This is a genomic window from Sphingomonas gellani, assembly GCF_900110035.1.
In the GTDB taxonomy this organism is placed as follows: Bacteria; Pseudomonadota; Alphaproteobacteria; order Sphingomonadales; family Sphingomonadaceae; genus Sphingomonas; species Sphingomonas gellani.
This window is the reverse complement of record NZ_FOCF01000008.1, coordinates 17,433-36,290: the sequence shown is the minus strand read 5'-3', so window position 1 is coordinate 36,290 and position 18,858 is coordinate 17,433. Positions and strand designations below refer to the sequence as shown.

At 68.6% G+C, this 18,858-nt stretch carries 17 protein-coding genes; 7 read left to right on the top strand and 10 right to left on the bottom strand.

Going from position 1 to position 18,858, the window contains the following annotated elements; genetic code table 11:
• Positions 1–51 precede the first annotated feature (51 nt).
• The 5 genes from BMX37_RS14465 to BMX37_RS14445 form a co-directional block, all read right to left on the bottom strand.
• Positions 52–627 carry an RNA polymerase sigma factor gene (locus tag BMX37_RS14465; protein WP_093666485.1) on the bottom strand — a complete coding sequence of 192 codons (576 nt, stop codon included), beginning with the start codon at positions 625–627 and terminating at the stop codon, positions 52–54.
• Positions 624–1,061 (bottom strand): periplasmic heavy metal sensor, encoded by a 438-nt coding sequence (locus BMX37_RS14460; RefSeq protein WP_093666484.1) that lies wholly within the window; start codon positions 1,059–1,061, stop codon positions 624–626. The genes BMX37_RS14465 and BMX37_RS14460 overlap by 4 nt, the downstream gene beginning before the upstream one ends.
• Positions 1,058–1,321, bottom strand: a complete 264-nt coding sequence (locus BMX37_RS14455) for a hypothetical protein (protein WP_093666483.1) — start codon at positions 1,319–1,321, stop codon at positions 1,058–1,060. The genes BMX37_RS14460 and BMX37_RS14455 overlap by 4 nt, the downstream gene beginning before the upstream one ends.
• Before the next feature lie 454 nt (positions 1,322–1,775).
• Positions 1,776–4,289 (bottom strand): DNA topoisomerase (ATP-hydrolyzing) subunit B, encoded by a 2,514-nt coding sequence (gene gyrB / locus BMX37_RS14450; RefSeq protein ID WP_093666482.1) that lies wholly within the window; start codon positions 4,287–4,289, stop codon positions 1,776–1,778.
• A 94-nt stretch (positions 4,290–4,383) separates the two neighbouring features.
• Complete coding sequence (locus BMX37_RS14445) at positions 4,384–5,187, bottom strand: inositol monophosphatase family protein (RefSeq protein WP_093666481.1); 804 nt, start codon at positions 5,185–5,187, stop codon at positions 4,384–4,386.
• A 74-nt stretch (positions 5,188–5,261) separates the two neighbouring features.
• Between BMX37_RS14445 and BMX37_RS14440 the strand changes: the two genes are divergently transcribed.
• Entirely contained in the window at positions 5,262–5,804 is a 543-nt protein-coding gene (locus tag BMX37_RS14440; RefSeq protein ID WP_093666480.1) for a peroxiredoxin, read from the top strand.
• A 143-nt stretch (positions 5,805–5,947) separates the two neighbouring features.
• On the top strand, positions 5,948–6,943 hold the full coding sequence (locus BMX37_RS14435; protein WP_244501614.1) for a GGDEF domain-containing protein: 996 nt from the start codon (positions 5,948–5,950) through the stop codon (positions 6,941–6,943).
• Between the two features lie 413 nt (positions 6,944–7,356).
• Here the strand turns inward: BMX37_RS14435 and BMX37_RS14430 are convergent, their stop codons facing one another.
• Positions 7,357–7,980, bottom strand: coding sequence for a YbhB/YbcL family Raf kinase inhibitor-like protein (locus BMX37_RS14430; RefSeq protein ID WP_093666478.1), 624 nt, complete (start codon positions 7,978–7,980; stop codon positions 7,357–7,359).
• Between the two features lie 65 nt (positions 7,981–8,045).
• Here BMX37_RS14430 and BMX37_RS14425 point away from each other — a divergent pair, with 65 nt between their 5' ends.
• Positions 8,046–8,465: a DUF1810 domain-containing protein gene (locus BMX37_RS14425; RefSeq protein WP_093666477.1), complete on the top strand. Its 420-nt coding sequence runs from the start codon at positions 8,046–8,048 to the stop codon at positions 8,463–8,465.
• A gap of 49 nt (positions 8,466–8,514) precedes the next feature.
• Here BMX37_RS14425 and BMX37_RS14420 read toward each other — a convergent pair whose 3' ends face one another.
• Positions 8,515–9,030 (bottom strand): YciE/YciF ferroxidase family protein, encoded by a 516-nt coding sequence (locus tag BMX37_RS14420; RefSeq protein ID WP_093666598.1) that lies wholly within the window; start codon positions 9,028–9,030, stop codon positions 8,515–8,517.
• A gap of 199 nt (positions 9,031–9,229) precedes the next feature.
• Between BMX37_RS14420 and BMX37_RS14415 the strand changes: the two genes are divergently transcribed.
• A complete protein-coding gene (locus tag BMX37_RS14415; protein WP_244501613.1) occupies positions 9,230–10,684 on the top strand; it encodes a S41 family peptidase in 1,455 nt (484 codons plus the stop codon).
• Between the two features lie 93 nt (positions 10,685–10,777).
• Here the strand turns inward: BMX37_RS14415 and BMX37_RS14410 are convergent, their stop codons facing one another.
• Together BMX37_RS14410 and BMX37_RS14405 are read right to left on the bottom strand one after the other, a co-directional pair.
• Entirely contained in the window at positions 10,778–11,098 is a 321-nt protein-coding gene (locus BMX37_RS14410) for a hypothetical protein (protein ID WP_139198096.1), read from the bottom strand.
• A 56-nt stretch (positions 11,099–11,154) separates the two neighbouring features.
• Positions 11,155–12,747: a lysine--tRNA ligase gene (locus tag BMX37_RS14405; RefSeq protein WP_093666475.1), complete on the bottom strand. Its 1,593-nt coding sequence runs from the start codon at positions 12,745–12,747 to the stop codon at positions 11,155–11,157.
• A 109-nt stretch (positions 12,748–12,856) separates the two neighbouring features.
• On the opposite strand from BMX37_RS14405, the gene BMX37_RS14400 reads away from it, so the two are divergent.
• Entirely contained in the window at positions 12,857–14,944 is a 2,088-nt protein-coding gene (locus BMX37_RS14400) for a catalase (RefSeq protein WP_093666474.1), read from the top strand.
• 70 nt (positions 14,945–15,014) lie between these two features.
• On the opposite strand, the gene BMX37_RS14395 is transcribed toward BMX37_RS14400, so the two are convergent.
• On the bottom strand, positions 15,015–15,464 hold the full coding sequence (locus tag BMX37_RS14395) for a hypothetical protein (RefSeq protein WP_093666473.1): 450 nt from the start codon (positions 15,462–15,464) through the stop codon (positions 15,015–15,017).
• Positions 15,465–15,576: 112 nt separating this feature from the next.
• Between BMX37_RS14395 and BMX37_RS14390 the strand changes: the two genes are divergently transcribed.
• Both BMX37_RS14390 and BMX37_RS14385 read left to right on the top strand, forming a co-directional pair.
• Entirely contained in the window at positions 15,577–18,327 is a 2,751-nt protein-coding gene (locus BMX37_RS14390; RefSeq protein WP_093666472.1) for an ATP-dependent DNA helicase, read from the top strand.
• The gene (locus tag BMX37_RS14385; RefSeq protein ID WP_093666471.1) at positions 18,324–18,851 is read left to right on the top strand and encodes a SixA phosphatase family protein; all 528 of its coding nucleotides are present in this window, start codon (positions 18,324–18,326) and stop codon (positions 18,849–18,851) included. The genes BMX37_RS14390 and BMX37_RS14385 overlap by 4 nt, the downstream gene beginning before the upstream one ends.
• Positions 18,852–18,858: the final 7 nt, after the last annotated feature.

Genomic DNA, 18,858 nt, shown 5'->3' with positions numbered 1-18,858 from the left:
ATTCCCGATCCGGAAGCTTGCCCGACCATACGCATCGGAACGGCGCACCCCTCATGCCGGGCCGCGATCCCGGTCCAGTTCGATCCGCAACCGCTGGCGCGCCCGATACAGCCGCGTCTCCACCGCCTTTTCGACGATGCCCAGCGCCTGCGCCGCCTCTGCCTGGGAAAAGCCCTCCACCGTGCGCAGCACCAGCACCTCGCGCAGGTTGGCGGGCAGCCGCGCCATGGCCGCGCCGACCCTGGCGAGTTCCAGCCGTCCGGCGACGACCGTGTCCACCGCAGGGCCGCGATCCGCGATCTCCGCCGCGTTGTCCGGAAACACCGCCGACACCAGCCGCCGCACCAATCGCCGCCGTCGCCAGTCGCGCGCCTTGTTGATCGCGATCCGCGCCAGCCAGGCACGCAGCGGCCGCGCGGGATCGTATCGGGCCAGCGCGCCATGTGCGGCGACGAACACGTCCTGCACCACGTCCACCGCCTCGTCCTCGTCACCGATGATGCGCGCGACCAGCCGGTGCAGCGCCTGTTTGTGACGGCTGACGAGCGCGGCAAAGGCTGGGTCGTCGCCGGCCATCGCCCGCGCGACCAGGTCGCCGTCGCCGCGGTCCGCGGCCGGCGGGGTCATCGGGGGCTTTCGGTCAGCGCCCCGGTAATGGCCGCGTCGAACTTCGCGGCCTGTTGCGGACGCAGCAGGCTGCGCATCGCGAAGATGTGCGCCAGCGTCTCCTTTTGCAGAGTGCCCATCGTGCGATGCGATGCGTCCACCGCCGCCGACACGCCTGGGCCGATCCGGTGCTCGGTCCGGATCGCGGCGGCCAGCTGCGCATTCTCCTGCCGCATCGTCGCCTCCAGCGCGGCGCGGCGTATCGCGAACCGCTGCTCCATGGCATGCAGGCGCTGCTTCTGCCCGTCGTCCAGGTCGAGCCGGTCATGGACGAAGTCGTGGATCGCGACCGACTGGTCCTTGGGCGCGGGCAGCAGCATCCGTCCCGCCCAGACCCCGCACAGCGCCGCCAGGAAGACGACCGCTGCCACCACGGCGAGCCGCCAGCCGGTCATTGCGCGTCCAGCAGCAGCGTCGACGGCGCGAGCGCGGTTGTCATGCCGAACGGGGCGGACGAGGCCTGCGCCCGTTCCGGCAGTGCGTTGCTGGCGACGCCCAGCACCAACGCAAGCAGCGCGACGCCGGCCAAGCTGGCGTGCGACACCGTGCCCGCCCGCCGGTCCGCGATGCGCGTGAGGACGCGTTGTTCCAGGCCGTCCAGACCGCTGCCAGGCTGGATCGCGCCGAGGCCGGCAAGCGCGTCGTCGATGGTCATGGCGTCGTCCTCTTCATCCCTGCACCGCTTCTACGCACGCGTGGCGTGTTACCCTCGGCATTCGGAGGGTCGATTCGGTTGCGCGCCCGCACCGGCATTGCGCAACAACTTGGGGACGTCAAAGTCACGTGGCCGCTGTCAAAGGGTGGTGAGGACCTAGTGCGCCGTTTCGATCAAGCGGCGGTGGATGGCGAGCGGCGTGGAGGCGACTCGAGGAACGCACCATGCCGGGACGCCATTTCCGGCGCGGCTCTATGGACAAGGAGAAGGAAGCCGGGAGCACCTTCAGAGCTGGATGAACTGCCGGCCCATTAGGTCCCGGTATTGCGGTATTCGTGCCCGCCCGTTTGCCCCGCAATCATTGTGCGGGCGGTGGCCTTGCTCTCGGGCTCCAGGCTTCCCCGCGAAGTGGAGCGCACTCCGCCGGAAAGCCATGGCCGCCGGCTCGCGTCGATCAGACGTCCAGATTGGCGACGTTCAGCGCATTGTCCTGGATGAACTCGCGGCGGGGTTCGACTACCTCGCCCATCAAACGGCTGAACACCTCGTCCGCCGCCGACACGTCGTCGCTGGTGACGCGCAGCATGGAGCGGTTGGACGGGTCCAGCGTGGTTTCCCACAGCTGTTCGGCGTTCATTTCGCCCAGTCCCTTGTAGCGCTGGATCGCGAGTCCCTTGCGCCCCGATGCCAGGATCGCGTCGAGCAGCTGGCTGGGCCGCGCCACCCGCGTCTCGCCGCGCGCCAGAGTCGCACCGACTGTGCCGATCGCGCCGTCGCCGCTTTCGACCTCCGCCTCGGCATCATCGCCTGCTTCGGCCCGGCGCATCGGCACCAGCTTGGCCGCATGGGCGTAAGCGTCCGCCTGTTCGGTCGCGAGACCGTGGAGCTTGCGCGCCTCGGCGGAGGCGAGGAACGTCGCCTCGACGATGTGATGGTCCGTGACGCCGCGCCACAGCCGTTCGAAATGCACGCCGCCATCCTCGGTCAGGCGCGCGGTCCACTTGCCCTCGCCGTCGCCGGCATCCAGGCGGCGCGTGACCTCCGCGATGCGCGCCTCGCGGCCCGCACGATCCAGCTCGGGATCGAGCGCACCGGCCAGCGCCAGCACCTCGATGATGACGGGGTCGTAGCGGCGCGGGACGTAGCGCATCAGCGTCCGCATGCGGCGCGCATGATCGATCAGGCTCTTCAGGTCCGCGCCCGACCGGGTGCCGCCAGGACCGTCCAGCACCATGGAGCCGACGCCCGCCTCCACCAGATAATCGTCCAGCGCGGCGTCGTCCTTCAGATACACTTCGGACCGGCCCTTGCTCGCCTTGTACAGCGGGGGCTGGGCGATGAAGAGGTGCCCGCGCTCGATCAGTTCGGGCATCTGGCGGTAGAAGAAGGTCAGCAGCAGCGTACGGATGTGCGCGCCGTCGACATCGGCGTCCGTCATGATGACGATCTTGTGATACCGCAGCTTGTCGGCGTTGAAGTCCTCGCGCCCGATGCCCGTGCCCATCGCCTGGATCAGCGTGCCGATCTCCTTGGACGAGATCATGCGATCGAACCGCGCGCGTTCGGTGTTCAGGATCTTGCCACGCAGCGGCAGGATCGCCTGGAAATGCCGGTCGCGGCCCTGCTTGGCCGATCCACCGGCCGAGTCGCCCTCCACCAGGAACAGTTCGGACTTGGCGGGATCGCGCTCTTGGCAATCGGCCAGCTTGCCGGGCAGGCTGGCGATGTCCATCACGCCCTTGCGCCGGGTCAGCTCGCGTGCCTTGCGCGCCGCCTCGCGCGCGGCGGCGGCGTCGATCACCTTGCCGATGATCGCCTTCGCATGGGCGGGATTCTCGTCGAGATATTCGGCCAGCTTGTCCGCCATCAGCGATTCGAGCGGCTGGCGCACTTCCGAGGAAACCAGCTTGTCCTTGGTCTGGCTGCTGAACTTCGGATCGGGCAGCTTCACCGACACGATCGCGGTCAGCCCCTCGCGCATGTCGTCGCCGGTCAGCGACACCTTTTCCTTTTTCAGCATGCCCGACTTGTCGGCATAGCTGTTGAGCGTGCGCGTCAGCGCGGCGCGGAACGCGGCGATATGCGTGCCGCCGTCACGCTGCGGGATGTTGTTGGTGAAGGCGAGGACGTTCTCGTAATAGCTGTCGTTCCATTCCAGCGCGACGTCCATGCCGATCGCATCGCGCTGGCCGGAAATGGCGATGGGTTCGGGCATCAGCGGAGTCTTGGACCGGTCGAGATACTTCACGAACGCGGCGATCCCGCCCTCGTAATACAGCTCCACCGTCTTCGGCTCGTCATGGCGCGCGTCGGTCAGGAACAGGCGCACGCCCGAATTCAGGAACGCCAGTTCGCGATAGCGATGCTCCAGCTTGTCGAAGTCGAACTCGGTGATCTTGAACGTCGCGGGAGAGGGCAGGAAGGTGACGCGCGTGCCCTTCTTTCCCTCCGCTTTCCCGACGACTTCCAGCGGGGCGACGGCATCACCGTGGGCGAAGCGCATGAAATGCTCCTCGCCGTCGCGCCAGATGGTCAGGTCCAGATGCTCCGACAGCGCGTTCACGACCGACACGCCGACGCCGTGCAGGCCGCCCGACACCTTGTAGGCATTGTCGTCGCTGGTGTTCTCGAACTTACCGCCCGCGTGCAGCTGGGTCATGATGACCTCTGCCGCCGACACGCCCTCTTCCGGGTGGATGCCGGTCGGGATGCCGCGACCGTTGTCGGTGACGGACACCGAACCGTCGGCGTTCAGCTGGATGTCGATCCGGTCGCAATGCCCCGCCAGCGCCTCGTCGATGGCGTTGTCCGACACCTCGAACACCATGTGGTGCAGGCCCGAACCGTCGTCGGTGTCGCCGATGTACATGCCCGGCCGCTTGCGCACCGCGTCGAGGCCCTTCAGCACCTTGATCGAGGAGGCGCCATATTCGTTGGAATTGTTCGGAGACGTGGGGGTGCTTGCCATCACGACGATATAGGGTTGCGACCCCCGGAACGAAAGCGAAATGGCGGCGTTTGGGGCGCCCGCAACGGTTTGAAGTGCCTCTAGGGCTCGCGATTCAGTGATCGTGCGCGCCGCGCAGAGCCTCCAGCACGTCGTCCACGCGCGCCGGATCGCCGATCGCCAGCACATGGCCCTCGCTCGACGCGGTCAGGGGGTCGCCGTTCCAGTCGCACATCCGGCCGCCCGAACCCTCCACCACCGGCACCAGCGCGGCGAAGTCGTACAGTTGCAGCCCGCTTTCGCACACCAGGTCGAGATGCCCGGACGCGAGCAGCCCGTAATTGTAGCAGTCGCCGCCATAGACCGGCCCCTGGCGCGGCGCCCCGCCCGACACCTTCGCCACCAGCCGCATGAAATGGTCCACATCCCCTTCCGCGAACAGGTGCGGGCTGGTCGTGGCGAGCGTGGCACCATCCAGCGCGGCACAGGTCCGGGTTCGTGCGGGCGCGCCGTTGAAGGTAGTCGCCCGGCCGGCCGCGCCGACCCAACGCTCCCGCTGCACCGGCTGGTCGATCACGCCGATCAGCGGCCAGCCATCCTGCACCAGCGCGATCAGCGTGCCGAAGATCGCGCGCCCGACCGTGAAGCTGCGCGTGCCGTCGATCGGGTCCAGCACCCAGGTGCGCCCCGTGACGCCCTCCTTGGTGCCATATTCCTCGCCCACCACGCCGTCGCCCGGCGCCTCCGCATCCAACAGCCGGCGCATCGCCGCCTCCGCCGCGCGGTCGGCCAGGGTGACGGGGGACCGATCCTCCTTGAGCTCCACCCCCATGTCGCCGCGGAAATAGGGTCGGATCGCCTCTCCCGCCGCATCGGCGAGGCGGGCGGCGAGGGCGAGGTCGGCTTGGGAAACGCGCATGCGCACCGCCTATCGCGTCGTCCGGCGACGCGCTAGACCAGCCGCTATCGCCCTTTGCGACAAAGGAATTCGTCATGCGCCGTTTCGCCTCGATCACCGCCTGTGCCGCCGCGCTGCTGCTGGCCGGTCCCGCCGCCGCCGCGCTGGCGCCGGGTGCGAAGGCGCCGGTCTTCACCGCGCAGGGCGCGATGGCGGGCAAGCCGTTCACGGTGAACCTGGCCACGGCTCTGCGCCGGGGTCCGGTGGTGCTGTATTTCTTCCCGGCGGCCTTTACCGGCGGCTGCAATGCGGAGGCGCATGCCTTTGCCGAATCGATCGCCGATTTCCAGCGTGCGGGGGCCACGGTGATCGGCATGACCGCCGGCAATGTCGACCAGCTGGAAGCGTTCTCCAGCGAGAAGTGCGCCGGCAAGTTCGCAGTCGCGGCGGCGACCCCGGCGATCGTGCGATCCTATGACGTGGTGCTGAAAAAGCCCGACGGCACGGCCACGGCGATGACCAGCCGCACCAGCTACGTCATCGCGCGCGATGGCCGCATCGCGATGGTGCACGACGACCTCAGCCCGGTGGACCACGTCCGCCGCACGCTGGCCGCGGTGCGCGCCCTGCGCCACTGATCGCCAACAGTTGGAAGCATTTGGCCGGATCGGAATTGCCGCCGATCCGGTCACACGATGCTAACCCTTTCGGCCTAAGCCGTTGCCGACGGAGGGTATCGGTGACGGCTTTGGTTGCAGCACGGTGGCGGAAAGCGAACGATTTGTTCGATCGCATCTGCGCGTTCCTCGCGGCGCACGGCCTTGGGCCGGAGCCGGAGAACTACAGCTTCGTCTACACGGTCCTCACCGACCCGACCGGACCGCTCGCCACCGCGGTGGCGCGCATCACCGACGGCGGCGTGCGCCTCAGTCGCCAGGACATGACGACGCTGGGCGTTGACCTGCGTTTCGGGCCGCAGGCGAAAGTCGCGGCCGCCGCCAACGACTCGGATGACGACAAGGCGCAGCGCGCGGAGAAGCTGGTCGCCCAGACCCAGGCGCAGGTCGACGATTTTGCCGACATGATGCGCCTGATGCGTGAGGAAACCAGCGACTTCGGCCGCAACCTCGTCGCCAGCGCGGAGGAAATCAACCGATCCGCCGGTCTGCCGGGGATCGAGGACATCGCGCGGATCACCGGCTCCATGATCTCCCGCGTCCGCCGGGCGGAGGCGAAGCTGGCCAGCGCCACGCAGGAAGCGAACGCGCTGCGCGAGAAGCTGGCGGAGGCGCAGGATACCGCCCGCCGCGATCCCCTGACAGGCCTGCCCAATCGGCGTGCCCTGACGGAGGCGATGGCGATCCGCGCGCCGGGCGGCCGCGATTCGATCGCGGTGTGCGACATCGACCGGTTCAAGCTGATCAACGACCAGCACGGCCATCCGGTCGGCGACCGGGTGCTTGTCGCGATCGGTCAGGCGCTGGCCGATGCGTGTGCCGGCCATCTGGTGGTGCGTCATGGCGGCGAGGAGTTCGCCGTCCTGATGCTGGACACCGACCTTAAGGACGCGAGCATGCTGCTGGAGCGGGCGCGTCAGGCGATCGCGCTGAAGCGGTTCCGCAGTCGCGATACCAACGCGCTGCTCGGCAACATCACCATTTCGGTCGGGGTCACCGCCCTTAATCCGGGCGAGCGCGGCGAGGATGCGATGGAGCGCGCCGACCAGCTGCTCTACACCGCCAAGGCGCAGGGGCGCGACCAGGTCTGCACCGGCTGAGCCGAACGCGCCAACAGCTGGCGTCCTTCGCCAATGGCGCGGCGTGCTTTACCAGGCGCGCGAGGCGCCCTTCAAGCATTCTGCCCTGATTTCAAGACGTTCTTCATTTGGCATGCTGGCTGCAATGGGACTGGCATGGCTCGAATGGATCGAGCCAGTGACCAGAAAGGATTTCCCATGTTCGCCAGCCTCTCCGCCGTTCAGCGCGCCACTGTCTCCGGCATCGCCGCGCTGATGTTCGCGGTTGTCGCGATCAGCGCCGCCGTTCCGGTTCTGCCGGTCGCCTGAACCCGTCCTCGCCGCACAGGTGTTTCCCATGTCTCGCAGCGTCCTGCTCGCCCTGTTCTCCTTCGGGGTCACGGCCCTTCTGATCGCGATCGGCGCTCCGCCCTTCGCGTGACGCCCGCGCCGGATCACGCCGGCGCGGCGGCGCCCACCGGCCCGACAGGCGCCTCCTCCTCGCGCGAATAGGTGCCGATCAACAATCCCGCCGCCAGCACATGGCCGGCCATGGCGTCGATCAAGGCGCCGCGTCCCGGTGTTCCCTCCAGCGCCGGCGCCCCGGCATCCAGCGCGAACAGCTGAAAGACGTAACGGTGCGACCCGTGCCCGGTGGGCGGGTCGGGCGGCAGCCAGCCGTCGCCACCGAACGAATTGCGACCCGCCTCCGCCGACCCGCCATCCTCGTCACCGATGGCGCCTTCCATCAGCCCGCCGGCTTCCGGGGGCAGGTCGTGCAGCAGCGCGTGGACGAGTGGTTGCGGCGCGGGGGCGTCGGCATCCTCGACCAGCAGCGCCAGACGCGCTGTGCCGGCGGGCGGTGCCTGCCATGACAGCGGCGGCGACACGCCCGTACCATCGGCAGTAAACCGCTCAGGCAGCCGGCCGCCATCGGCGAAGGCGGTGCTGCTCAGCGACAGTGTCGCGATCTGGTCGCCGGAGGGTGACAGGTCGGGACGCGCCACGGCCACCTTTTCCATACCCGCACGCGCGCCGGACAGCGCCTTGCCAAGCCAGGCGGGGACGTGTTCGAGCATGGTTCCTCCTTCGATCGCTTGCCCTGTGTGGGGGTCCAACGCGCCAGATCGCGCGTTGGCGGCATATGGAAACGCACACGCTCGATCGCTTCGTAGCCGCACAGGACGGCGTCTATGCCCAGGCGCTGGCGGAGTTGCGCCGCGGACGAAAGCAGAGCCACTGGATGTGGTACATATTCCCGCAGATCGCCGGGCTGGGGCGCAGCGCCACTGCGCATTATTTCGCGATTTCGTCGCGGGCGGAGGCGAGGACCTATCTGGCGCACCCCCTGCTCGGGCCGCGACTCGTCGAGGCGACGAAAGCGGTGACGGCCGCATCGGGCAGTGCCGAGTCGATCCTGGGCGGTATCGACGCGGTCAAGCTGCGATCGTCGATGACGCTGTTCGCGCGTGTCGCGGAAGGTGATGACCGGAAACCGTTCGAGACCGCACTCGCCCGCTTCTTCGGCGGAGAGCACGACCCCGAAACGGTTGCCCGGTTGTGACCGTCCGCCGCCGCCACGACCGAGGGGCGTGACAGCGGCGGGGCGGCGATTACGCGCCGGCCAGTTCGGCCTTTTGGTTGACGCCGCCCTCTGCCAGCCGGGTCAGCTTGGCATCGGTCGCTTTTTCCTCGTCCAGCGTCTGCTGCAGGATCGCGGCCACGTCGGCTTTGCCCAACTGCTTGGCCCAGGTGATCAGCGTGCCGTAGCGGCTGATCTCGTAATGCTCGACCGCCTGTGCGGCGGCGGTCAGCGCGGCGTCGAGCACCCGCTTGTCGCTGACTTCGCCGGCGACCTCGTTGGCTTCCTTGATGATGCCGTCGATGGCGGGGCAGGTCACGCCCTTGGGCGCCATGCCCTCCAGCTGGAACACCTGCTTCAGGCGCTCGATCTGGCCCTCCGTCTCGCGCAGGTGGGTCTCGAAACCCTGACGCAGCTGGGTGTCGCTGGCCTTTTCGATCATCTTGGGCAGCGCCTTCGTGATCTGCTGCTCGGCGTAATAGATGTCTTCCAGCTGGTGGATGTACAGATCGTGGAAGGTTTTGATGTCGGCGGAAAACAGACCCATGATGGCCTCCTCGAACAAGGGATGCGGCTGACCGCGCACCGGATGCGACACGGCAAGTCCCGCCTCAACGAGCGGTGCGCAAGGCGGTTGCGCGACATCGGCGCAAACCCTTCAAATCACGGCGTGACGGTCCCGCGACGCGCCGGATTGTAAGGACGCGAGCGGCCGGATAAGCATCGGGGTAACAGAGGAAAATATCATGCGCACGGGGCGGGCGGGGACGATGCTGGCGTTGGCGGCGATGCTGGCCGGATGCGGCGGCGGTGGCAGCAGCAGCGGCGGCGGAGGCACCACGGCCTCTCCCACGCCGACACCCACCGTGACGCCGACCCCGACGGCCGCCGGCTGCACCTTGCGAGAGCGGCAGAACTGGGCTTTTGCCCAGTTGAAGGAATGGTATCTGTTCCCCGACACCCTGCCCACCAGCCTGGACCCGAGCCCGTACACATCCGTCGACAGCTATGTCGACGCGTTGACGGCGACGGCACGCAGCCAGAGCAAGGACCGGTTCTTCACCTACCTGACCTCCATCAAGGAGGAGAACGCCTATTACGACTCGGGCTCCAGCGCGGGGTTCGGCGTGCGGCTGGGACTGGACCCATCGCATCGCCTGTTCGTCACCGAGGCGTTCGAGAACGGGCCGGCGCTGGCGGCGGGGATCGACCGGGGGACCGAGATCCTGGCGATCGGCACGTCGACCAACAGCCTGCGCAGCGTGTCCGACATCTACGCGGCCGGCGGAACCGACGCGCTGAACACGGCGCTGGGGCCGAACACGGCCGGTGCCGCAACCGCGTTCCAGGTGCGCAGCGCGGCCGGCGCGACGTCCACGGTCACGGTGACCAAGCAGGATTTCGCGCTGACGCCGGTGTCCAGCCGCTATGGCGCGCAGATCATCAACGATGGCGGGCACAAGGTCGGGTACGTCAACCTGCGCACCTTCATCTCCACCGCCGATCCCGCGCTGCGCACCGCGTTCGCCACCTTCCGCGACGCGGGAGTGACGGAGGTCGTGGTCGACCTGCGCTACAATGGCGGCGGACTGGTTTCGATCGCGGAGCTGATGAGCAACCTGCTCGGGGGCGGGCGCAGTTCGGCGGACGTGCAGAGCTATACCACCTTCCGCCCCGAAAAGGCCGCGGAGAACGAAACCACGAGATTCGCGCCGCAGCCGCAATCGATGGCGACGACGCGGGTCGCATTCATCGGCAGCGGGGGCACCGCGTCGGCCAGCGAATATGTCATCAACGCCTTCACCCCGTACCTGCACAACGCATCGGCGCTGGTCGGCAGCAACACCTATGGCAAGCCGGTCGGGCAGATCGCGCTGGACCGCTCGCAATGCGACGACCGGCTGCGCGTGATCGCGTTCGCGCTGGAGAATGCCGCGCATCAGGGTGCGTATTACACCGGCCTCGCCAATTATGTGGAGGCGAGCTGCCAGGCGAACGACGATATCCGTTATCCGCTCGGCGACCCGCGTGAGGCATCGACCAGGGCAGCGCTGGACTTCGTGGAGGGCAAGAGCTGCACCCGCATCACCGCGTCGAGTGGAACCCAGCCGCAGCGCGCGCGGGCGATGCTGGATGCACGACAGTTGCTGACGCCGGACCGGCCCACCACCGCGCAGCGCGAAGTGCCGGGCCTGTTCTGAAGGAGGGCGGAGGAGGGCTAGCTCCCGCCGCCGCGCACGGCCGGCGTGGCGGTCCGCCGACCGGGATTGAACGGTCGACGGACGGAGCGGCGTCTAACGCTGCGCTCCGGTCACCAGCGCGGTGCCGTCGTCGGTCAACGCCACGCGCCACTGGCTGCCGTCGATGCAGGTCACCCGCCACGCCGGCTGGCCCGACGCTGGCGTCGGCAGCGGTTCCACCTGCTTGATCTCCTGACAGCTCTGGCCGCCGCTGCTGCGGATCGCGCGGAACAGCACGCCTTCGCGCTGGCCGGGGGGCAGCGCCTGGACACGGGCGATATAGCCCGTCTCCTTCGGTGCCGCGCTGGCGGTGTTGGTCTGTTGCGGGGCGGGCTGGCCGCAGGCGGCGAGCAGCACGAGCGGGGATAGGAGCATGGGTGCGCGCATGATCCGCCGATAACGGCCGAGTCCGCGTGCCCGTTCCCGCATCCCTATGCGCCCGCCTTGCTCAGCGCGTCGGCGATCAGCGCGCGGCTGTTGGCGATGCCGTACAGGCGGATGAAGCTGCCCATGCGCGGACCCTGGCTGGACCCCAGCAGCGTTTCGTACAGCGCCTTGAACCAGTCGCGCAGGCTGTCGAACCCGGCCGTCTTGCCGATCTCGTAGACGATGTTCTGGATGTCCTCCGCGCTGGCATCGGCGGGCAGGGCGGCAAGGTCGGCGTCCAGCCGCTCCAGCGCGGCGCGTTCGGTCGCGTCGGGCGCGCGGCGGTGCAACGTCGGCGCGACGAAATCGCGGGCATAGGCCAAGGCATACCCGATCAGCCGGTCCAGTTCGGGATGCGTCTGCGCCGACGCATCGGGGACGTAGTTGCGCAGATAGCCCCAGACCTGTTCCTTGGTCGCCTCTCCCATCACGCCGACCAGGTTCAGCAACAGGCCGAACGTGACGGGGAGGTCCCCCGTCGGCAGCTTGCCGTCATGGATGTGGTGGACTGGGTTGCCCAGTCGCTCCCTGACCGGCTGGCCCGGGTAATTGGCGCGGAACTGCCAATATTCGTCCACCGCCTTGGGGATCACGCCCATGTGCAGCTGCTTGGCCTTCTTGGGCTCACGATACGCGAAGAAGGCCAGGCTCTCTTCGGGACCGTAGGTCAGCCATTGCTCCATCGACAGGCCGTTGCCCTTGGACTTGCTGATCTTCTCGCCATGTTCGTCCAGGAACATCTCGTAGGTGAAGCCCTCGGGCGGGCGGCCACCCAATACGCGCGCGATCTTGCCGGACTGGGTGACCGAATCGATCAGGTCCTTGCCCGCCATCTCGTAGTCCACGCCCAGCGCGACCCAGCGCATCGCCCAGTCGACCTTCCATTGCAGCTTGGAGAGGCCACCCAGCGCGGACTGCACGACCCGCTCGCCATTCTCGTCGATGAAGGCGATGGTGCCGGCCTGCGCATCGACCACCTCCACCGGCACCTGCAGCACCACGCCCGTGGTCGGGCTGATCGGCAGCACCGGCGAATAGGTCGCGCGCCGCTCCGCCCGCAGCGTCGGCAGCATCACGGCCTGGATCGCATCGTAATGGCCGAGCACCAGCTTTAGCGCGTCGTCGAACCGGCCGGCGGTGTAATATTCGGTGGAGGACGCGAACTCGTACTCGAACCCGTACTGGTCCAGGAATGCGCGCAGCCGGGCATTGTTGTGCGCGGCGAAGCTGTCGTGCGTGCCGAACGGATCGGGAATGCGCGTCAGCGGCTTGCCCAGATGTTCGGCCAGCATCGCGCCGTTCGGGACATTGTCCGGCACCTTGCGCAGACCGTCCATGTCGTCGCTGAACGCCACCAGGCGGGTCGGCTGGTCCGACAGGGCATGGAAGGCCTGGCGCACCATGGTGGTGCGCAGCACCTCGTTGAACGTGCCGATATGCGGCAGGCCCGACGGGCCGTAGCCGGTCTCGAACAGGATGGGCGCGACCTGTCCATCCTTGGCCAGTTTCCCCTGCGGGTAACGGGCGAGCAGCTTGCGCGCCTCCTCGAACGGCCAGGCCTTGGACGCGAGGGCGGCGGAGCGGATTTCGTCAGTCATCGTGGACCCGCCCTAGCCGATGGCGAAGCGCCCGCACAATCGGTCGAAATGGTCGAAACTTCGCGGACTTGTCGGCCGTTATGACGCCAGATCCAGCGAAGGACTTCTCATGACCGACTATTCCGCTCTCAACGCCGGCAACGGCGGCGAGACCCATCAGGTGGCCGACGCCGACCACGGCGTGCTGACCACCAACCACGGCACGCCGATCAGCGACAACCAGAACCAGCTGAAAGCGGGGGCCCGCGGCCCCGTGCTGCTGGAGGACGAGGTCTATCGCGAAAAGATCAACCATTTCGATCATGAGCGCATCCCGGAGCGGATCGTCCATGCCCGCGGCAGCGCGGCGCATGGCTATTTCGAATGCACCGACAGCCTGGCCGACATCACGGTCGCCGACCTGTTCCAGAAGAAGGGCCAGCGGACGGAGGTGTTCACCCGCTTTTCCACCGTGGCGGGCGGTGCCGGATCGATCGACACGCCGCGCGATGTGCGCGGGTTCGCGGTGAAGTTCTACACCCGCCAGGGCAATTGGGACCTGGTCGGCAACAACATCCCGGTGTTCTTCATCCAGGATGCGATCAAGTTCCCCGACCTGATCCATGCGGCAAAGATGGAGGCCGATCGCGGTTATCCCCAGGCCGCCACCGCGCATGACACGTTCTGGGACTTCATCAGCCTGATGCCGGAATCGACCCACATGATCATGTGGGCGATGAGCGACCGGACCCTGCCGCGCACCTTCGCCAACATGGAGGGTTTTGGCGTCCACACCTTCCGGTTCATCAACAAGGAGGGCAAGTCGACCTTCGTCAAGTTCCACTGGAAGCCCAAGGCGGGCCTGGCCTCCACCATCTGGGACGAGACGGTGAAGATCGCCGGCGCCGACCCCGATTTCCAGCGCCGCGACCTGTTCGAACGGATCGATCGCGGCGATTTCCCCGAATGGGAACTGGGCGTGCAGCTGTTCGACGAGGAGTTCGCCAACAGCCAGCCCTATGACGTGCTGGACGCGACCAAGATCATCCCGGAGGAGGTGCTGCCCGTCCGCATCGTCGGGCGCATGGTGCTGGACCGTTATCCCGATAATTTCTTCGCGGAAACCGAACAGGCCGCGTTCGTGCCCAGCCACGTCGTGCCGGGCATCGGCTTCTCGAACGACCCGCTGCTGCAGGGGCGGCTGTTCAGCTATACCGACACGCAGCTGTCGCGGCTGGGATCGGTCAATTTCCACCAGCTGCCGATCAACTCGGCCAAGGGGCGCGCGGCGGCGGCAGGCTGTCCGTTCCTGAACCAGCAGCGCGATGGCCATATGCAGATGCAGGTGCCCAAGGGCCGCGCCAATTACGAGCCAAACAGCCTGTCCAAGGCGGGCGAGGAAGGCGGCGCGCGCGAGGATCCGGAGGGCGGCTACAAGACGTTCCCGTCCGAGGAAGAGGGGCAAAAGCTGCGGATCCGGCCGGAAAGCTTCGCCGACCATTACAGCCAGGCGCGGCTGTTCTTCCGCTCGCTGGATAGTGCGGAACAGGCGCACCTTGCCTCCGCGCTTGTCTTCGAACTGTCCAAGGTTTCGCTGGAGCACATCCGGATCGCGATGATGGCGAACCTGCGCAACGTGGACGAGGATCTGGCGACCCGCGTGGCGGAAGGGCTGGCGATGGACCTGCCCGAAGCGTCGCCGACGAAGGTGCAGCCGATCGACATGGACCCGTCGCCGGCGCTGCGCATCATTCGCGGCCCGCTGGAAAAGCACACGCTGGAGGGTCGCACCGTTGGCATCCTGTTCGCGGACGGCACCGATGCGGGCGAGCTGGCGTCGGTCAAGGATGCGGTAAAGGCAGCCGGCGGAAACCCGATGCTGATCGCGCCGAAGGTCGGGGCGGTGCCTCTGTCGGACGGCTCTTCCGTCAGGGCCGACGCGCAACTGTTCGGGCAGCCGTCGGTGACGGTGGATGCCTGTGCGGTGATCCTGTCGGCGGACGCCTGTGCCAAGCTGTGCAAGGAAGGCGCGGCGGTTCAGTGGGTGATGGACGCGTTCGGCCACCTGAAGGCGATCGGCCACAATGCGGACGCCAAGCCGCTGCTCGACAAGGCGGGCGTGGAACCTGACGAGGGCGTGGTGGCGCTGGACGGCTTCGTCGACGCGGCGAAGAAGCGGTATTGGGATCGGGAAGCGAAGGTTCGTACCCTCGCCTGAACCGCAAAGGCCCCGGAGAGCGACGAGCGGTCCGGGGCCTGTTCTTTAGGCGGGCCTTGTGAGGCTGGTCCTACGACGCGGGATGAACCGCCGCTTCGCGCAGCCCACGCGGCAACTGGTCGATCGGGCAATAACGATAGGTGGTGCCCGCACCCTTCGACGCCTGGGTGAAGGTCAGCGCGTCGCGCACTGTTACCGTCTGACGCTCCGTGAAGCGTTTGCCCGGCCCCGCGCCGGCGTCCATGCACGATTGGCTCACGGTATAGCGGTCGCCACGCCGCGACAGGACGCTGGCACGACAGGCACGGCTATGCGCGGTGCTGATCCCGCGACCATCATACTGGCGGATCTCCGCATTGGCGGGCGAGGAGCAGGACGTGCCCTTCTGCGCGTAGATGCCGGGCTTCAGCCGGTACACGCCACCCGGTTTCGGACTGGTGTCGACGCTGGCGGTGGCCGCGACCGCGCCGAGTGCGGCGATCGCGGTCGCGGCGAGAACGGGCAGGCGGTGGCGGGTCATGGCGTCTCCTTCGAAAATCGCGATTGGCGCGGCGGTAACGCACGACGCGTGAACGCGGCGCAACGAAGCCGGGTTGCCAATCCGTTCCCGCGCCCGCATCTCAACCGCACCGATGTCGCTGCCCCATCCCGCCCTTCACGCGAGCCATAGCGGCATCTGGATCGCCGATGCGGCCGGCACGCGCGCGATCGGGCGCGGCGAGGCGATCCGGCTCGCGGCCGATACGCCGGTAATCCTGCTCAACGCGCCCCTGGTCGGGCAGAGGCTGGGCTATGCCGAACTGTCCGGGCTGGATCTGCTGGAGCTGTTCGCGTTCATCCACCCCGCGCGCTTCGCCGTGCCGACGCCCGCCGGGCTGGCGCGGGCGGTGGACCTGTCGCCGCCGGACGGAGACGAGGATGTCGCGGCGTTCCTGCTGGAGGCGGCGGCGGCGCTGCTGGCGGTACCGGCCGGGAACTGGCCGGAGCGGGAGGGGGCATGGGCAAGCGCGCAGGCGTTGTTCCGGATGCGCTGGCCCTGGGGACCGGCTGTGGTGGAGCGCGTCGCCAAGCCGGCACGCGACGAACGCTGGTTGTTTTCCCGCCTGCCCGAATGGGAGGAGGCGCCACCGCGACCCGCGCCGCGCACCGTGACGCTGCTGCCGGACGAGGCGGAGGAGCGGTTGACGCGCCTGACGGGTGCTGGTGCGGAAATCCGGCCGGGACAGCGCGCCTTTGCCGCCGCCGCGGCCGAGGCGTTCGGACCGCGCAGCGTCCGCGACGCGCCCAACATGGTGCTGGCGGAGGCGGGCACGGGCATCGGCAAGACGCTGGGCTATCTCGCGCCCGCATCCTTGTGGGCGGAGCGGGCGGGCGGGCCGGTATGGATCTCCACCTTCACCAAGGCGCTGCAACGCCAACTGAGCCAGGAAACGGAGCGCCTGTTCCCCGACGCCGCCGAACGCCGCGTGCGGGTGGTGACGCGCAAGGGACGGGAGAACTACCTCTGCCTGCTCAACCTGGAGGATGCCTTGCAGGGCGGATTCGCAGGCCGCGCGGCGGTGCTGGCGCAACTCGTCGCGCGCTGGGCGGCGTACACGGCGGACGGCGACATGGTCGGCGGCGACCTGCCCGGCTGGTTGCCGACGCTGTTCCGCCGCAACGGCCCGGCCGCGCTGACCGACCGGCGCGGCGAGTGCGTCTATGCCGGCTGTCCGCACTACCGGAAATGCTTTATCGAGCGTGCTGCGAGGGCCGGTGCGCAGGCCGACATCGTCATCGCCAACCACGCGCTGGTGATGGTCAATGCGGCGCGTGGCCGCGAATTGAACACCCGCCCGACCCGGTACGTATTCGACGAGGGGCACCACCTGCACGACGCGGCCGACGCGATGTTCGGCACCGCGCTGTCGGGGGCCGAGTCGATCGAACTCAGGCGCTGGCTGCTCGGGCCGGAGGCGGGCGGGCGCGGGCGGCGACGTGGCCTGGCCGCGCGGCTGTCCGACGTCGCCAGCTATGACGAGGCGGGCGCCCGCGCCATCGCCGATGCGGTGGATGCGGCGCGCGCGCTGCCGTCCGATGGCTGGCTGGGGCGATTGGCGGAGGGGCAGCCGTTCGGGCCGGTCGAGGCGCTGCTCGCTGCGGCGCGTGGCCTGACCTATGCCCGTGCCGAACAGCCCGGCGATGCCGGCTATGGCCTGGAAACCGAACTGGCGGAGCCGACACCCGCGCTGATCGACGCGGCCCAGCCCGCCGCCGCGGCGCTGGACGCGCTGGTCCGGCCGCTCAACGGTTTGGCACGCCGGCTGGAGGCTTTGTTGGCGGAGGCGCCCGATTGGCTGGACGCACAGGCGCGGGCGCGGGTGGAGGGAGCGATCGCCTCCATCGGCTGGCGTGCGGAAACGGTGGCGGCGTGGCTGGCGCTGCTGGCGCGGGTCGGCGGGCCCGTCGATCCCGACTTCGTCGACTGGCTGGCGGTGGACCGGGTGGAGGGGCGCGAATACGATGTCGGGCTGCACCGCCGCTGGCTCGACCCGACACGCCCGCTGGCGGAAGTGGTGCTGAAGCCGGCGCACGGCGTGCTGGTCACCTCCGCCACCCTGCGCGGCGGCGGCACGGGCGATGGCGACTGGACACAGGCGGAGGCGCGTTCGGGCGCCCACCACCTCGTCCGCGCGCCGCAGCGTTTCGCCGCCGCCAGCCCGTTCGACTATGCCGCCCATGCCGAGGTGCTGATCGTCACCGACGTGAAGAAAGGCGACATCGCGGAATTGTCGGGCGCCTATGCCCGGCTGATCGCGGCGGCGGGTGGCGGCACGCTGGGCCTGTTCACCGCGATCCGCCGGCTGCGTGCGGTGCATGCGCGGCTGGCCGATCGACTGGCGCGCGACGGCCTGCCGCTACACGCGCAGCATGTCGATCCGATCGACACCGGCACGCTGGTCGACATCTTTCGCGACGATCCGCATGCCAGCCTGCTCGGCACCGACGCGTTGAGGGACGGGGTGGACGTGCCCGGCCATTCGCTGCGCCTGGTGGTGATGGAGGGCGTGCCCTGGCCGAAGCCGGGCGTGCTGCACGCCGCGCGGCGGCTGGTCGGCGGCGGCTCCACCTATGACGACCGCATCGTGCGGGCGCGTCTGGCGCAGGCGTTCGGGCGGCTGATCCGTCGCGCCGACGACCGGGGCCTATTCGTGCTGCTGTCGGCCGCCACGCCGTCGCGGCTGTTGTCCGCTTTTCCCGATGGCACGCCCATCGCCCGCGTCACGCTGGACGAGGCGGTCGCGCGGGTGTCCGCCCGGCTGTCTCCGTCCGCCCCGCTGGCCATTCCCGGCTCGCTGGGGCATGGGGCGCATGCGGGCGAGACGCTGGGGGAACTGCCGTGAAGACGATGACGCTGTTGCGCCACGCCAAGGCGGGATCGGACGACCAGGTCTGCCGCGATTTCGACCGGGCGCTGAACGCCAAGGGCCGGCGGGCGGCGGAGGTGATGGGCCGCCACCTGCGCGAGGTGGGGCTGCATTTCGACCATGTGATCGCATCCCCCGCGGTGCGGGTCGCACAGACGCTGGAGGCGTTCGCGACCGGATACGGCGCCGTGCCCGCAGCGGTGGAGGATCGGCGCATCTATCTGGCCTCGGCAGAGACTCTGCTGGAGGTGGCGCAGGAACAGCAGGGGGACTGCCTGCTGATGGTCGGGCACAATCCGGGGCTGGAGGATCTGGTTCTGGACCTGGTGCGCGATGGCGGCGGATTGCGGGACGAGGTCGCGGCCAAATACCCCACTGCCAGTGTCGCGCAGATGACGTTCGAGGGGGAGTGGGCGGACCTGGCCGCGGGCTGCGCCACCCTGGTCCGGTTCGTCCGCCCCCGCGATCTCGATCCCGAACTGGGTCCCGATTTCGGCTGAACGCCGG

Excerpts from the sequence above, each read along its gene's own strand:
- BMX37_RS14465 (WP_093666485.1), bottom strand. The coding sequence starts at position 627 with ATGACCCCGCCGGCCGCGGACCGCGGCGACGGCGACCTGGTCGCGCGG.
- BMX37_RS14460 (WP_093666484.1), bottom strand. The coding sequence starts at position 1,061 with ATGACCGGCTGGCGGCTCGCCGTGGTGGCAGCGGTCGTCTTCCTGGCG.
- BMX37_RS14455 (WP_093666483.1), bottom strand. The coding sequence starts at position 1,321 with ATGACCATCGACGACGCGCTTGCCGGCCTCGGCGCGATCCAGCCTGGC.
- gyrB (WP_093666482.1), bottom strand. The coding sequence starts at position 4,289 with ATGGCAAGCACCCCCACGTCTCCGAACAATTCCAACGAATATGGCGCC.
- BMX37_RS14445 (WP_093666481.1), bottom strand. The coding sequence starts at position 5,187 with ATGCGCGTTTCCCAAGCCGACCTCGCCCTCGCCGCCCGCCTCGCCGAT.
- BMX37_RS14440 (WP_093666480.1), top strand. The coding sequence starts at position 5,262 with ATGCGCCGTTTCGCCTCGATCACCGCCTGTGCCGCCGCGCTGCTGCTG.
- BMX37_RS14430 (WP_093666478.1), bottom strand. The coding sequence starts at position 7,980 with ATGCTCGAACACGTCCCCGCCTGGCTTGGCAAGGCGCTGTCCGGCGCG.
- BMX37_RS14425 (WP_093666477.1), top strand. The coding sequence starts at position 8,046 with ATGGAAACGCACACGCTCGATCGCTTCGTAGCCGCACAGGACGGCGTC.
- BMX37_RS14420 (WP_093666598.1), bottom strand. The coding sequence starts at position 9,030 with ATGGGTCTGTTTTCCGCCGACATCAAAACCTTCCACGATCTGTACATC.
- BMX37_RS14415 (WP_244501613.1), top strand. The coding sequence starts at position 9,230 with ATGCGCACGGGGCGGGCGGGGACGATGCTGGCGTTGGCGGCGATGCTG.
- BMX37_RS14410 (WP_139198096.1), bottom strand. The coding sequence starts at position 11,098 with ATGCTCCTATCCCCGCTCGTGCTGCTCGCCGCCTGCGGCCAGCCCGCC.
- BMX37_RS14405 (WP_093666475.1), bottom strand. The coding sequence starts at position 12,747 with ATGACTGACGAAATCCGCTCCGCCGCCCTCGCGTCCAAGGCCTGGCCG.
- BMX37_RS14400 (WP_093666474.1), top strand. The coding sequence starts at position 12,857 with ATGACCGACTATTCCGCTCTCAACGCCGGCAACGGCGGCGAGACCCAT.
- BMX37_RS14395 (WP_093666473.1), bottom strand. The coding sequence starts at position 15,464 with ATGACCCGCCACCGCCTGCCCGTTCTCGCCGCGACCGCGATCGCCGCA.
- BMX37_RS14390 (WP_093666472.1), top strand. The coding sequence starts at position 15,577 with ATGTCGCTGCCCCATCCCGCCCTTCACGCGAGCCATAGCGGCATCTGG.